The organism is Shewanella colwelliana (assembly GCF_001735525.1).
Lineage (GTDB): Bacteria > Pseudomonadota > Gammaproteobacteria > Enterobacterales > Shewanellaceae > Shewanella > Shewanella colwelliana.
This window is the reverse complement of the sequence record NZ_MCBT01000033.1, coordinates 196,341-210,432: the sequence shown is the minus strand read 5'-3', so window position 1 is coordinate 210,432 and position 14,092 is coordinate 196,341. Positions and strand designations below refer to the sequence as shown.

The window sequence follows — 14,092 nt, the reverse complement described above, 5'->3', positions numbered from 1 at the left end:
AGTGCCTGACCACTCTGTAACCTAGGCTACTTAGTGTTTCGACTTGTCTCTGCGAGCTTTGCCGTGTCAGTGGATGCGCATTATAGGCAGTTCTTGTTTTGGTGCAAGCGGTTTTTTAAGAAAAATCAGACTTTTTTGCATCTTTGTAGATAACCACAATCTACACACTATTTACCCCCAAAGTTATCCACAAAACCATCAACTTGTAATCAATATCCAATTAAATTGAGGGTTCATTAGATATGACAGGGGTCGCAACAGGTAAAGGTAAAGGTAAAGGTAAAGGTAAAGGTAAAGGTAAAGGTAAATATTAATAAACCGAGTGGCATGATCAAAAAAGCCACCCGGTATGGATGGCTTTTATTATTATGCTGACTGCTCGTTAGCTAAGCTTGCCGTGACATTGCTTATACTTACGTCCAGAACCGCAAGGACATGGATCATTGCGCCCAACCTTGTCACCTTCACGGACTACAGGTTGGCTTGCGGCGAGTGCTTGTGCCTCTTCGCCACCCACTAATGCTTCGGCTGCTGCATGTTGATAATCACGACGGATCTTAGCTTCCTCTTGACGACGACGCTCTTCCATCTCTTCAACATCTGATTGCGCTTGTACCTGCACTTTAGATAATACGCTGATCACATCATGCTTGAGGGTTTCCAGCATCTGTTGGAACAACTCAAATGACTCACGCTTATACTCTTGTTTCGGGTTCTTCTGTGCGTAGCCACGTAAGTGAATACCTTGACGCAGATGATCCATCGCTGCTAAGTGCTCTTTCCATAAGCCATCTAAGGTTTGTAGCATGACCGCTTTTTCAAATTGACGTAGTACTTGCGCACCGACCATCTCTTCTTTTGCTTGGTAAGCTCTCACCCATGTATCTACGATTCTTTCACGAAGGGTTTCTTCATGAAGGTCATCTTCTTTATCTAACCACTCTTGCACTGGCATCTTCATCGCGTACTCTTGCTCAAGACGCGTTTCAAGACCAGGCACATCCCACAACTCTTCAACTGACTGTGGTGGAATGTATTGATCGATGAGACCATTCACAACATCGGCTTGAATATTGACGATGGTATCTTGAATGCTTTCTGCATCCATCAACTCATTACGTTGTGAATAAACGACTTGGCGCTGATCATTGGCGACGTCATCAAATTCGAGTAGTTGCTTACGAATATCGAAGTTACGCGCTTCAACTTTACGTTGAGCATTTTCAATTGCGCGAGATACCCAAGGATGCTCAATCGCTTCGCCTTTTTCCATGCCAAGTTTCTTCATCATTGAAGACACTCGGTCTGAAGCGAAGATACGCATCAAGCTATCTTCCATAGAGAGGTAGAAGCGTGATGAACCCGCATCACCTTGACGGCCTGAACGACCACGTAGCTGATTATCGATACGACGAGATTCGTGACGTTCGGTACCTAGAATATGCAAACCACCTGCGGCAACGACTTCATCGTGACGAATTTGCCAATCAGCCTTGATCTTGGCTTTTTGCTCTGCAGTAGGATTATCGAGCTGTTCGATCTCCATATTCCAGTTGCCGCCCAACACGATATCGGTACCACGACCGGCCATGTTTGTGGCTATCGTTACTGCACCGCTACGACCTGCTTGCGCAACGATGTCAGCTTCACGCTCATGGAACTTAGCATTAAGTACCTCATGAGATATTTTGGCTTTCTTAAGCATGCTATGAAGTAGCTCAGATTGCTCAATCGATACTGTACCGACTAATACTGGCTGACCACGCTCACGGCACCCAATAATATCTTTAATAATGGCGTCGTATTTCTCTTCAGCGGTCAGATAAACTAAGTCTGCATTATCTTTACGTACCATAGGGCGGTTAGTGGGTATCACCACGGTATCTAAGCCATAGATATGCTGAAACTCAAACGCTTCTGTATCTGCAGTACCTGTCATACCGGCCAATTTGTCATATTGGCGGAAGAAGTTCTGGAAAGTAATTGATGCTAGTGTCTGGTTTTCATTCTGAATATGAACTCCTTCTTTAGCTTCAACCGCTTGATGTAAACCTTCAGACCAACGGCGACCAGGCATAGTACGGCCAGTATGTTCATCGACAATGATCACTTCATTATCTTGAACGATATAGTCAACATCTTTTTCAAACAGCGTGTGTGCACGTAACGCTGCGTTAACATGATGCAATAATGAGATGTTTGCTGCTGAGTAGAGTGAATCACCCTCGGCTAACATGCCGCGTTCAGTTAACAAAACTTCGACCTTTTCTTGGCCACGCTCTGTCATATGAACTTGTTTAGCTTTCTCATCGACCGAGTAATCGCCATCACCCACTTCTTCTTCAGTATCTTCTTTCTCTTGACGCACAAGATTTGGGATAAGGGTATTAATCTTAATGTAGAGCTCTGAGCTATCTTCTGCAGCACCTGAAATAATCAATGGGGTACGCGCTTCATCGATAAGAATTGAATCGACTTCATCGATCAATGCGTAATGCAGCGGACGTTGCACGCGCTCTGCTGGCGAAAATGCCATATTGTCGCGAAGGTAATCAAAACCAAACTCGTTGTTAGTACCGTAAGTAATATCTGAGTTATAGGCGATTTGCTTTTCAGCTTGCCCCATCCCCGCAACGTTAATACCAACCGACATACCGAGGAACTCAAATAGTGGGCGGTTATTCTCAGCATCACGACGGGCTAAGTAATCGTTGACGGTAATGACATGAACACCTTTGCCAGTCAAACCGTTAAGGTAAGCAGGTAATGTTGCAGTAAGCGTTTTACCCTCACCGGTGCGCATCTCGGCAATACGGTTACTGTCTAGCACCATGCCACCAAGCATCTGTACATCGAAGTGACGCATGTCAAATACACGCTTTGAGGCTTCACGCACCACAGCAAACGCTTCAGGCATAACATCATCAAGCGTTTGCCCCGATGCTAAGCGTTCACGGAAGTCTACCGTTTTTGCTTTTAATTCATCATCGGAAAGCTTCTCAAAGTCTGCCTCAAGAGCGTTAATCTTTGTGACAACCTTACCAAGTGTTTTTAGGGTGCGATCGTTACGACTACCAAATATTTTTGTCAGTAATTTACCAAACATCTGAACCACTTTTTATGTTATTGGCCGAGTCTCTGTTGAGTCTGAAAGCCTATTTTTAGATTAACCTGCCTTGCGGTAGACATATTTTTGCGGGTCTATCTGCTGTCCACCCCGCAACACTTCATAATGCACATGAGGACCGGTCGACCGACCTGTGCTCCCCATTTTTGCAATACTTTCACCTTTTGCGACCACATCACCTACAGCTACTGACAAAGACTTATTATGCCCATAGCGAGTACGCAGACCATTTCCATGATCAATCTCTACCAACTCGCCATAACCAAACATACTGCCTGACCACGTTACAACACCGCTAGCGGTAGCCACAACGTCAGTCCCCTCTTTACCCGCAAAGTCGATACCTTTGTGCATCGTTCTTCTGCCGTTAAAAGGGTCATTACGTAAACCATAGGGGGAAGATAACCAACCTTTTTGGATGGGTCGCCCCGATATATAACGCTCACCATCTATATGGAGATTAGATGTCACTGTTTCAAGTAGTGATAATTGAACATTATTATTATCTATTCGTGACACGAGCCTATCCATATCTAGGATAAGCTGATCGAGTTCGATGTTGTTGCCGAGTTCACTCAGGCCACCAACACCAACTTCAGAAGAGAAATCGAATTGATCTTCGAGTTTATAGTCTTTTGCGACTTGTTGGCCAAGTGCCTCTAGGCGAGCCACTTTCGCTTGCATTTTAGCAACATGCGTCACTAGCATTGCCAACTGAGATTCCGTTGCACCTTTTAACCCAATGAGTTCGTGCTTCTGTTCTTCTCTGGCTACGCGTTCGTTATTAACGTCTGTTTGTTGCTGTTCAAGCTGTTTGGCGTTGTTTTGATAAAACCCTGTGCCTGCTGCAACCAGCAAAACAGGAAGTAATAACCAACGCTTACCGGGTTGCCAGCGAGTGGCACCGTTTCGACCCTGAATAAAAACTGTTACACTCATAGCCTAATTAAGCCATTTTATTATGTTATGAAAAAGCCCCCGCAGGATCTCAGCCAACTGCTACATCAGCAAGGTCAATTACCTTCTATTGCTGAAAAAGCAGAACTTTTACTCCACTTGGATCACTATGTGAAGCAAGTGATAACTGGTCCTGTCACGGAACAACTTAAAGTTGCCAATTTCCGTCAAGGTGTTCTCGTTATCGAGACCACCACTGCTGCATGGGCGGCAAGGATTAACTTTCAAAAACCCAAAATGTTACAACAGTTACAACTCGAAACGCTCCCCATGCTGTCCGCTATCGAAGTTAAAGTCAACCCAGGCATGAATATGTGTGAAACAAAATCAAAACCGGCTAACAATCACATCAGCGAAACTGCTGCTGCTCATATTTCAGCACTTGCAGAGCACACAGAGGGTTCTTTAGGTGTAAAACTAAAACGGCTGGCTGCTTTAGCCAGCCGTTCAAGGCAATCTTAATATCAATTAGGCGAAAGAAGCGCCGGCTGGCATCGCGAAGCTCACAGGAACTTCTTCTTCTTTCTCAAAACTGACTAACTCCCAAGCATCTTGCTCGGCTAACAGTGCACGCACTAATTGATTATTCAATGCATGCCCTGTTTTAAAGGCACAGAATTCACCAACGATTGCATGACCAGCGACATAAAGGTCACCAAATGCATCGAGTATTTTGTGCTTAACAAACTCGTCCTCATAACGCAGACCATCGGGGTTGAGAACGCGGTATTCATCAAGCACAACGGCGTTTTCCATGCTGCCACCTAATGCAAGGTTGTTCGCACGCAGATATTCGATATCTCGCATGAAACCGAAGGTTCTTGCGCGACTGATATCTCGTACAAAGGCAGACGATGAAAAGTCCATCACCATGTGTTGCTGACTTCTGGCTATTTCAGGGTGATTGAAGTCGATAGCAAAATCGACTCTAAACCCTTTAAATGGACGTAGTTCTGCCCACTTATCGCCATCTTCAACACGCACAGGGCGTTTGATTCTTAAATATTTCTTTGCTGCTGCTTGATCTTGTATGCCGACTGATTGCAGTAGGAATACCCATGGGCTAGCACTGCCATCCATGATAGGAATTTCGGGTGCATCGACTTCAATGACGGCATTGTCGATCCCTAAACCCGCTAACGCGGCAAACAGATGTTCAATCGTTGAAATACGAACACCATCGTCATTGACAAGCGCCGTACACATGGTTGTCTCACGAACTTGATCCGCTTTAGCTGCAATCGCAACATTAGGGGTTAAGTCAGTGCGAACCAATACGATCCCTGTATTAACTGGCGCGGGCTTGATCGTCAAAGTCACCTTGTTCCCGGAATGCAATCCGACACCGGTGGTCTTAACCATTTCTTTAACAGTTCTTTGAAAAATCATTTATTTACCCGTTATATCTCAACAAAATCACTCAATTTTTGCACAACAAAGCAGCGCATAAAAGCGCGGCAGGTCGGACATGCTAGCATATCTTTGCAAATTCACCAAAATTTAGCGCTTAATAAACTTAGCTACTCATTCCAGTCAACGCTGCGACTAGCACCGTCCTAACTACCAATACTAATCAGCTTGCTTGCGCAAAAACGCTGGAATATCTAAGTAATCAAGGTCACTCTTTGGCGCTGTCGCAGCTGCAGGTTGTGCAACAGGTACAACATTTCCTGCGCCCATCGCTTGCGGCATAATCTCTTCAGTCGGCAGATCTAGCTTCACTTCTGGCGCAACAATTGGCTCCGGACGAGGAGTAGGCTTAGACACTAATTGAATGTCTGGTTTCTTCTCTGCGCCAATACCTGTAGCAACAACTGTTACGCGTAGCTCGTTGCTCATCTCGGGATCGATAACCGCACCAACGACAACCGTCGCATTATCTGAAGCGTAAGCTTTAACGTGGTTACCCACAGTTTCAAACTCTTCGATACTCATATCCATACCAGCAGTGATGTTAACCAACACACCACGAGCGCCAGCAAGATCGATGTCTTCTAGCAGTGGGCTAGCAACAGCAGCTTCAGCCGCTTCTTCTGCACGGTCTTCACCACTTGCAACGCCAGTACCCATCATGGCATTACCCATTTCAGACATAACGGTTTTAACATCCGCGAAGTCGACGTTGATAAGGCCTGGGCGCGTGATCAGCTCAGCAATACCTTGCACCGCGCCGAGCAATACGTTGTTCGCTGCCGCAAAAGCATCCAATAATGAGGTACCGCGACCTAATACTTTAAGTAACTTCTCATTTGGAATGGTGATCAAAGAATCCACATTCTTGGCCAGCATTTCGATACCTTGATCGGCATAAGCCATACGCTTTTTCCCTTCGAATGGGAAAGGCTTAGTGACCACGGCAACGGTCAGAATCCCCTCTTCGCGAGCGATTTCTGCCACAACAGGCGCTGCACCAGTACCAGTGCCACCACCCATACCCGCAGCGATAAAGATCATGTCAGAGCCTTTAATCGCATTACGGATATTTTCTCGATCTTCTTCAGCCGCCAAGCGACCAATTTCAGGATTAGCGCCAGCGCCTAGCCCTTTGGTCACATCACGTCCCAACTGAATCGTTGTGCCAGCCGCTGATTTACGTAGCGCCTGTGCATCTGTATTTGTGGCAACAAACTCAACACCTTCGATGTTGTGTTTTACCATATGTTCGACGGCGTTTCCGCCACCGCCACCGACGCCGATGACCTTAATCACCGCCTCGTCTGAATGACTATCCATGATCTCAAACATGGTATTTTCTCCGTTTAGCCTGCGTTATTATTTAAAACTCGCCCTTAAACCAACTTTGGACCCGATTCCAAAGACTGGTTACCCCTTGGCGCTCCGGACGCTCGAACTGACGTTCAATCACCCGTCTTGCACCATAATGTAACAACCCAACACCTGTGGAGTAGATGGGTTGGTTCACATATTCAAATAAACCTTTTACTGGTAGTGGCTCAGCCACACGCACTGGCATGCCAAATGTCGCTTCTGCAACATCTACCGCCCCTTCAATTGAGGCTGTGCCGCCGGTCAGTACAATACCCGCTGCCACTTGATCTTCAAGACCACAATCTCTTAGTTCTTTACGCACCAACTCAAACAGCTCTTGGTAGCGCGGCTCAACCACTTCAGCCAAAGTATGACGTGACATGGTGCGAGATGGACGCCCGCCTACCGATGGCACCTCTATGCTATCTTCTCGGCTGACCATTGAACTTCTTGCACTGGCGTATTGCACTTTGATCTGTTCAGCATGCGATAGTGGCGTACGGAAAATCTTGGCAATATCACTGGTCACTTGATTGCCGGCAACTGGAACAACCGCACAATGACGCAATGCACCATTGGTATAAATAGTGATATCTGTGGTGCCACCGCCCATATCGACAAGGCATACACCAAGATCTTTCTCATCATCGGTAAGCACTGAGTCAGCAGAAGCTATGGCCGAAAACACTAAGTCATCGACTTTTAGGCCACAACGTTCAACACTCTTAGTAATGTTCTTTGCCATGTCGTTAGCGCAGGTAACAATATGCACCTTAGCTTCCATGCGCATGCCCGACATGCCAATAGGGCTCTTAATACCGTCTTGCACGTCAATGGCATACTCTTGCGGCAGTACATGTAAAATACGACGTTCGGTTGGGATCTTGACCGAACGCGCAGTATGAATGACGTTATCAACGTCTTCCTGAGTAACCTCTTCGTCGTTGATTGACACCATGCCGTTTTCATTTTGGCATTCGATATGTTTGCCCGAAATGCCCAAATAAACTGACGCCACTTGACAGTCAGCCATCAATTCAGCCTGATCAAGCGCTCGCTGTACACTGCGGACAATCGAGTCGAGATCATTTACGCCGCCTTTGTCCATACCGCGGGAGGGATGGCTACCCAAGCCCACCACACTGATCTCACCATCAGGTAGCACTTCGCCAATGATCACAGCAACTTTGGATGTCCCTATGTCTAATCCAACGATCAGATTTCTATCTTGATTCTTGGTCATTAATTAATGGCTCTCATTTTGTGCATCATCCCAACCTACGGCCAATCCGGTATCGTAGCGCAAATCAACTCTAGCAACGGGTTTGCTTTGATTGACCAATGTGGGATACACATTAATAAACCGTTGCACTCGCGCCATCTTGTCTTCTCGTCCTAGCTTAAGTTCTATGCCGTTTTCTAAAACGGCTAACCATGCGTGCCTAGGGCTCAACTCTAAACGGGTTAAATTAAAGCCGTTTATATTCAGTAGTTCACTGACTTGCCGATAATTAGTCAATACCGACAAGGCTTGTTCTTCTGGCCCAGCCAAACTGGGCAAACTTCCGATCCCTTCTTTCATTGGAGCTTGAAACACTTGGCCCTGTTCATTGAGCCACTCACTAGCATTCCAATGTGCGACAGCGCGTTGCTCTACGAGATAAACCTTTAGTTTTGCTGGCCACTCTCGTCTCACCGAAGCTTGATATACCCAAGGTAACGCTTCTAAAGCCTGCTGAACCTGATTCACATCAGCAGAAAAGAAACTTCGCTGCATTAAATCTTGCAATGCGACACGGATCTCTTCATCGCTGGTAAATTGCCTATCGCCTTTAATCGCTACCGCTTCGATAGGTAAGGTATCAGCATCGTTTAGCACGATGTTTAACTTCCATACTCCCGTGGCTAGCCCACAGATAACAAGAAACAAAAACACCAGTCCAAAGCATAAATACCAATCGACCAGCCTAAGCTTGCTACCCCAGCGATTTCTCACGTCAGCAAAAGACATGATTACCGCCTTAACATACTATTAAACGTATGTTTTTTGACCACTAAATCAGCCTGCAGCAACGATAAAGAACCGGCCATTATAACTACCTCAACCTTAGCGTCAAAAGCTTCATCATCGCCTCAACATATTGCGCAAAAAACGTTCATCATTTGGCCTGCTCAAACTGAAGGTTTGAATCGGCTAACTGCTTACTAATCGCCCCGATATTGCCTGCACCTTGCGTTAGCAGCAGATCACCATCTTGTAATACATCTGGCAATATTGATGACAACTGCTCAGGCCCAAGAACAAAAATAGGATCCAACTGACCACGTTGACGAATAGAGCGACAAAGCGCTCTGCTGTCTGCACCAGGAACGGGGAGCTCTCCCGCAGCATAAACATCCAATAATAGTAAGCAATCTACTTGCGAAAGCACTTCGACAAAATCGTCATAGAGATCACGTGTGCGACTATAACGATGCGGCTGATAGACCATGACCAAACGCTTATCAGGCCATCCCGAACGAGCCGCTTTAATTGTTGCAGCGACTTCACTCGGGTGATGACCATAATCATCAACCAACATCACACTGCCGGCATCAGTCGCAAACTCGCCTAATTGCTGGAAACGGCGACCGATACCTTGAAACTCTGCCAAGGCTTTGACCATCGCCTCATCAGCAATTTCATCTTCTGTTGCCACCGCGATAGCCGCCAACGCATTCAGCACGTTGTGCTGGCCAGGAAGATTTACCGATAGGTCAAGATCGTCCATGCCGTCACGTCTTACCGTAAAGCTGCACCGATAACCATGTTGAATAAAATTGAGCGCCTGCACATCGGCATCATCACTAAACCCGTAGGTCACGACTTTGCGCGCTATACGCGGCAACAGCTCTCTAACGACAGGATCATCAATACATGCCACCGCCACACCGTAAAATGGCAGGTTGTGCAAAAATTCAATAAAGGTTGATTTAAGTTTTTCAAAATCACCTTCGTAGGTATCCATATGATCAGCTTCAATATTGGTGATCACACTGACCATAGGCTGTAGATGCAAAAAGCTCGCATCACTCTCATCCGCTTCGGCAATCAGATAACGACTCTTACCCAAACGCGCATTAGTCCCTGCGCTATTGAGCAATCCGCCAATAACAAAAGTTGGATCGCGCTCAGCTTGACCATAAATACTGGCGATTAAACTGGTTGTCGTGGTTTTACCATGAGTCCCAGCCACTGCCACGCCATGGCGATAGCGCATCAATTCCGCCAGCATCTCTGCGCGGCGAACAATAGGAATACGCAACTCTTGTGCGGCGATGATCTCAGGGTTATTAGCATCAATAGCGGTGGAGACCACCACAACGTCGGCGCCCTGCACTTGCTCAGCGTGATGGCCGATGTAAATCGTCGCACCCAATGACTTTAGTCTTGCTGTCACAGCATTTTCAGCGATGTCAGAACCACTTAATCGATAACCTTCATTGACGAGCACTTCAGCGATACCACCCATACCCGCACCACCGATCCCAACAAAATAGATCTGCTTAACTCGACGCATCTCAGGGATGATCGTTCTTAATGGTGCGTACTTCTCTGCGCTATTACTCATCTCAATCCTTATTTGCCAGCGTGATACACACCTGAGCCACACGCTCGGTTGCATCAATAACTGCGACATCTTTAGCATGTTGGCCCATCTCGGCGAGAGCCTTACGATCTGACGCTAACATCTGCAATTTGCTGATCAATTTTTCACAATCTAATACGGCTTGCGGTAACAAAAAGGCACCGCCAGCCTCTACTAATACCTGAGCATTTTTGGTTTGATGATCATCCACCGCGTGAGGGTATGGTACGAGTAAACTCGGTAACCCCACCGCCGCAACTTCAGACACTGTTAATGCGCCTGCTCGGCAAAGCACCACATCGGCCCAGCGATAGGCAGCTTCCATATCGTCAATAAATTCAGCTACTTTTACACTGCCTGAATGCCCTAACTGTTGATACTCATTCTCAACCGCCGCTAAATTACCTTTACCCACTTGGTGCCATACGGTGATCGAATACTGCTTACTGACTGCGCCTGTCACAGCCGGCATCAGATCGTTAAACACCTTAGCCCCTAAACTGCCACCAACCACCAATACCCTTAATGCGTCGTCATTGGCCTGCTCGCTCGGCTTTTGCCCTAATGCAATTAACTCGGCACGAATAGGGTTGCCGACCACTTCGGCGCCCTGCTCAAAGGTATCGTTAAACGCGCATAAAACTCGGCTTGCGATACGAGACAGCAGTTTATTGGTCATTCCAGGAATGGCATTCTGCTCATGCAAGACCAAGGGAATGCCACTTAGTTTTGCCGCAACACCGCCAGGGCCACTGGCAAAACCACCCATGCCTAATACCACATCTGGCTTAAACTCATTAATGACTGCTTTGGCTTGAGCAATCGAGCGCAAAATTTTAAATGGCGCAGCTAACTTGCGCATAAGCCCATTGCCACGGACGCCTTTAATGTCGATAAAATCGATATCAAAACCATGCTGCGGTACCAAACGTGCTTCCATTCGTTCCGCCGTACCAAGCCAGCGAACTTGCCAGCCTAGTTTTGCCAAATGCTTGGCCACCGCTAACGCCGGGAATACATGTCCTCCCGTGCCGCCAGCCATAATCAAAATACGTTTATTTGAGACCACTATTTCACCCTGCCTTGTACTGCCTGAATAAGGCCTAATCGTCGTTCATGGTCAATTCTAATCAACAACATTGCTGCTGCGGTCATCACCCACAAGCTACTGCCACCGTAACTGATAAAGGGCAGTGTTAACCCTTTAGTGGGTAACATGCCGATACTGGCGCCTACGTTAACAACGGTCTGGAAACAGATCCAAATACCGATCGCATAGGCAAGATAACCTTCAAAGGCTCTATCTTGCAGTAAACACAAATTGCCTAGTTTTATGGCTCTTAATGCGATAAATAGCAGCACTGATAACACAACTATGATGCCCAAAAAACCAAGTTCTTCACCAATAACGGCAAAGATAAAATCAGTATGCGCTTCAGGCAAATACTCTAGCTTCTGAATACTGTTACCCAGCCCTTGCCCAAACCAATCCCCTCTACCGTAGGCCATCAAAGATTGGGTTAACTGATATCCACTGCCAAATGGGTCTTGCCATGGGTCCAAAAAGGATGTCACCCGTCGCATACGGTAAGGCTCAAGTAAAACCAGCCCAACAAAAGCCATCGCCCCTGTCAGGATCAATGCAAAAAAATCTAATAATCGAGCGCCCGCTAAAAAGAGCAAGCCAACGGTGCCAACAAACAGCACGACCACAGTACCTAAGTCAGGTTGTAACAAAATTAAGAAGGCATAAACTGCAAACACGGCAATCGGCTTATAAAAGCCTTTAGCGTTCTCACGCACCTCTTGATGACGCCTGACTAAATAACCCGCCATGTAGATAGCAAAAGCAAACTTCGCCAGCTCTGCCACCTGAATTCTGATGGGACCAACGGCTAACCATCGAGTCGCCCCATTCACCGTAGTGCCCACTATCGGCACCAACAACAGCATAATGCCTACAACCAACAGCAATATCGGGCTAAGTTGTTGCCAACGATACATCTCTATCTGCAGCACGACGGCTGCAATTAACATACATCCCACAACATAGGCCACATGACGCCAGACAAAATGGTATGGGTTCCCCGTTAAACTCTGCGCCTCTGGCATGGAGGCAGACATCACCATCACAAAGCCAAACCCAATAAGCGCCACCACGGCAAACAACAAACTACGGTCATACAGTTGCATGCCCGGCGCTTCTCGCTGACTGAACAGATTTGGCAATGACCAGCTGATACTGCTGCCAAATAGGTTCAGTTGACGATCATCGCTACGCATCAATCACCTCAGTGTCGAGCGCCATGACTTGTTGTCTAAAATCATCACCTCTCGCCATGAAGTTGGCATACATATCAATACTTGCGCACGCTGGAGACAGTAAAACGATATCGCCAGCCTGTGCTAACTTAGCCGCCTCTTTTACCGCTTCCGCCATCGATTCAACCTTAACGGCACCTTCAAACTGCGCAGCAATTTTGTCACCATCCATCCCTAAAGTGATCACCTGAGCGACGTTTTGTATAACAGGCGCAAGAAGCGAGAAGTCTGCACCTTTACCATCACCGCCAGCAATCAGGATAATCTGACCTTGGTGATCTTCAAGCCCTTTTAATGCTGCTATCGTCGCACCAATATTGGTCGCTTTAGAATCATTAACAAAGCTCACACCTTGACGTGTCGCCACCAACTCACATCGGTGCGCGAGTCCGGTAAACTGGCGAGCAACGCTAATCATTGCTTTTTTGTCGATACCCGCACTGTCGGCCAATGCCATCGCCACCAATAAGTTGGCGTGGTTGTGACTGCCCACTAAGCTCACATCATTCACACTTAGGTATTCAGTGCTCCCATGGACTAACATCCCAGCTTGAATCCCCCATTCATCACCACCTGGCGCCGATAAACCAAAGCTAGTTTGATTCATAGGATCATTCGGTTTAGTTAGGGCATCATCACGGTTAAATAGCGCCAATTTCGTCTGTCGATACAGATTTAACTTAGCTTGACGATAAGCCTCAAGGTCGGCATACCTGTCCATATGATCTTCGCTGATATTAAGGCAGGTCGCGCTGATGCATTTAAGGCTATGAGTGGTTTCTAGTTGGAAACTTGATAGCTCAAGCACGTAAAGGTCATAACCCTTATCCAGCAGATTCAATACGGGAACGCCGATATTGCCACCTACGGCATAATTAATCCCAGCTTCTGCTGCCATCTCGCCCACTAAGGTCGTCACCGTCGACTTTCCATTTGAACCTGTAATACCAATCACACAAGCAGGCAGTTCTGCAATGGCTCGGGCAAAGAGCTCTACGTCACCGACAACATCAATGCCCATATCAACCGCAACGCGGATCTCTGGCGTATCCATAGGAATGCCTGGGCTGATCACAATTTGCGAGGCTTGAACTAGATAGCGACAATCAAAGCCCCCCGTCAATAGCAATACTTCAGGGAAGTCACTAGCTAGGGTCTCGCGCCCAGGAGGGTTTTCACGGCTGTCCATGACCAGAGGTGTAATGCCCTGCTTGGCTAAATAACGCACGACTGAAAGCCCTGTGGCGCCCAGTCCTAATACGATATGCGTATAGCAACTTGCCATATC

The 14,092-nt window shown here is 46.9% G+C and carries 11 protein-coding genes; 1 reads left to right on the top strand and 10 read right to left on the bottom strand.

The genetic code is table 11. The annotated features are described in order from the left end of the window. Window positions 1-382 precede the first annotated feature (382 nt). Window positions 383-3,106 (bottom strand): preprotein translocase subunit SecA, encoded by a 2,724-nt coding sequence (gene secA / locus BEL05_RS11545; RefSeq protein ID WP_069671255.1) that lies wholly within the window; start codon window positions 3,104-3,106, stop codon window positions 383-385. 60 nt (window positions 3,107-3,166) lie between these two features. Next, a complete protein-coding gene (locus BEL05_RS11540) occupies window positions 3,167-4,066 on the bottom strand; it encodes a M23 family metallopeptidase (protein ID WP_069671254.1) in 900 nt (299 codons plus the stop codon). 27 nt (window positions 4,067-4,093) lie between these two features. On the opposite strand from BEL05_RS11540, the gene BEL05_RS11535 reads away from it, so the two are divergent. Next, complete coding sequence (locus BEL05_RS11535) at window positions 4,094-4,546, top strand: DUF721 domain-containing protein (RefSeq protein WP_028763079.1); 453 nt, start codon at window positions 4,094-4,096, stop codon at window positions 4,544-4,546. A gap of 6 nt (window positions 4,547-4,552) precedes the next feature. Here the strand turns inward: BEL05_RS11535 and lpxC are convergent, their stop codons facing one another. From lpxC to murD, 8 genes are all read right to left on the bottom strand, one after another. After that, window positions 4,553-5,473 carry a UDP-3-O-acyl-N-acetylglucosamine deacetylase gene (gene lpxC / locus BEL05_RS11530; RefSeq protein WP_028763078.1) on the bottom strand — a complete coding sequence of 307 codons (921 nt, stop codon included), beginning with the start codon at window positions 5,471-5,473 and terminating at the stop codon, window positions 4,553-4,555. A gap of 180 nt (window positions 5,474-5,653) precedes the next feature. Further along, a complete protein-coding gene (gene ftsZ, locus BEL05_RS11525; protein ID WP_028763077.1) occupies window positions 5,654-6,829 on the bottom strand; it encodes a cell division protein FtsZ in 1,176 nt (391 codons plus the stop codon). 31 nt (window positions 6,830-6,860) lie between these two features. Beyond that, window positions 6,861-8,096: a cell division protein FtsA gene (ftsA, locus tag BEL05_RS11520; protein ID WP_028763076.1), complete on the bottom strand. Its 1,236-nt coding sequence runs from the start codon at window positions 8,094-8,096 to the stop codon at window positions 6,861-6,863. Between the two features lie 3 nt (window positions 8,097-8,099). Continuing rightward, the gene (locus tag BEL05_RS11515; RefSeq protein WP_069671253.1) at window positions 8,100-8,864 is read right to left on the bottom strand and encodes a cell division protein FtsQ/DivIB; all 765 of its coding nucleotides are present in this window, start codon (window positions 8,862-8,864) and stop codon (window positions 8,100-8,102) included. A gap of 148 nt (window positions 8,865-9,012) precedes the next feature. Continuing rightward, window positions 9,013-10,464, bottom strand: a complete 1,452-nt coding sequence (murC, locus tag BEL05_RS11510) for a UDP-N-acetylmuramate--L-alanine ligase (protein ID WP_028763074.1) — start codon at window positions 10,462-10,464, stop codon at window positions 9,013-9,015. 1 nt (window position 10,465) lies between these two features. Further along, on the bottom strand, window positions 10,466-11,551 hold the full coding sequence (murG, locus tag BEL05_RS11505; protein WP_028763073.1) for an undecaprenyldiphospho-muramoylpentapeptide beta-N-acetylglucosaminyltransferase: 1,086 nt from the start codon (window positions 11,549-11,551) through the stop codon (window positions 10,466-10,468). Further along, complete coding sequence (gene ftsW, locus BEL05_RS11500) at window positions 11,551-12,765, bottom strand: cell division protein FtsW (protein ID WP_069671252.1); 1,215 nt, start codon at window positions 12,763-12,765, stop codon at window positions 11,551-11,553. The genes murG and ftsW overlap by 1 nt, the downstream gene beginning before the upstream one ends. Beyond that, window positions 12,758-14,089 (bottom strand): UDP-N-acetylmuramoyl-L-alanine--D-glutamate ligase, encoded by a 1,332-nt coding sequence (gene murD / locus BEL05_RS11495; protein WP_069671251.1) that lies wholly within the window; start codon window positions 14,087-14,089, stop codon window positions 12,758-12,760. Before murD ends, ftsW begins: the two co-directional genes overlap by 8 nt. Window positions 14,090-14,092: the final 3 nt, after the last annotated feature.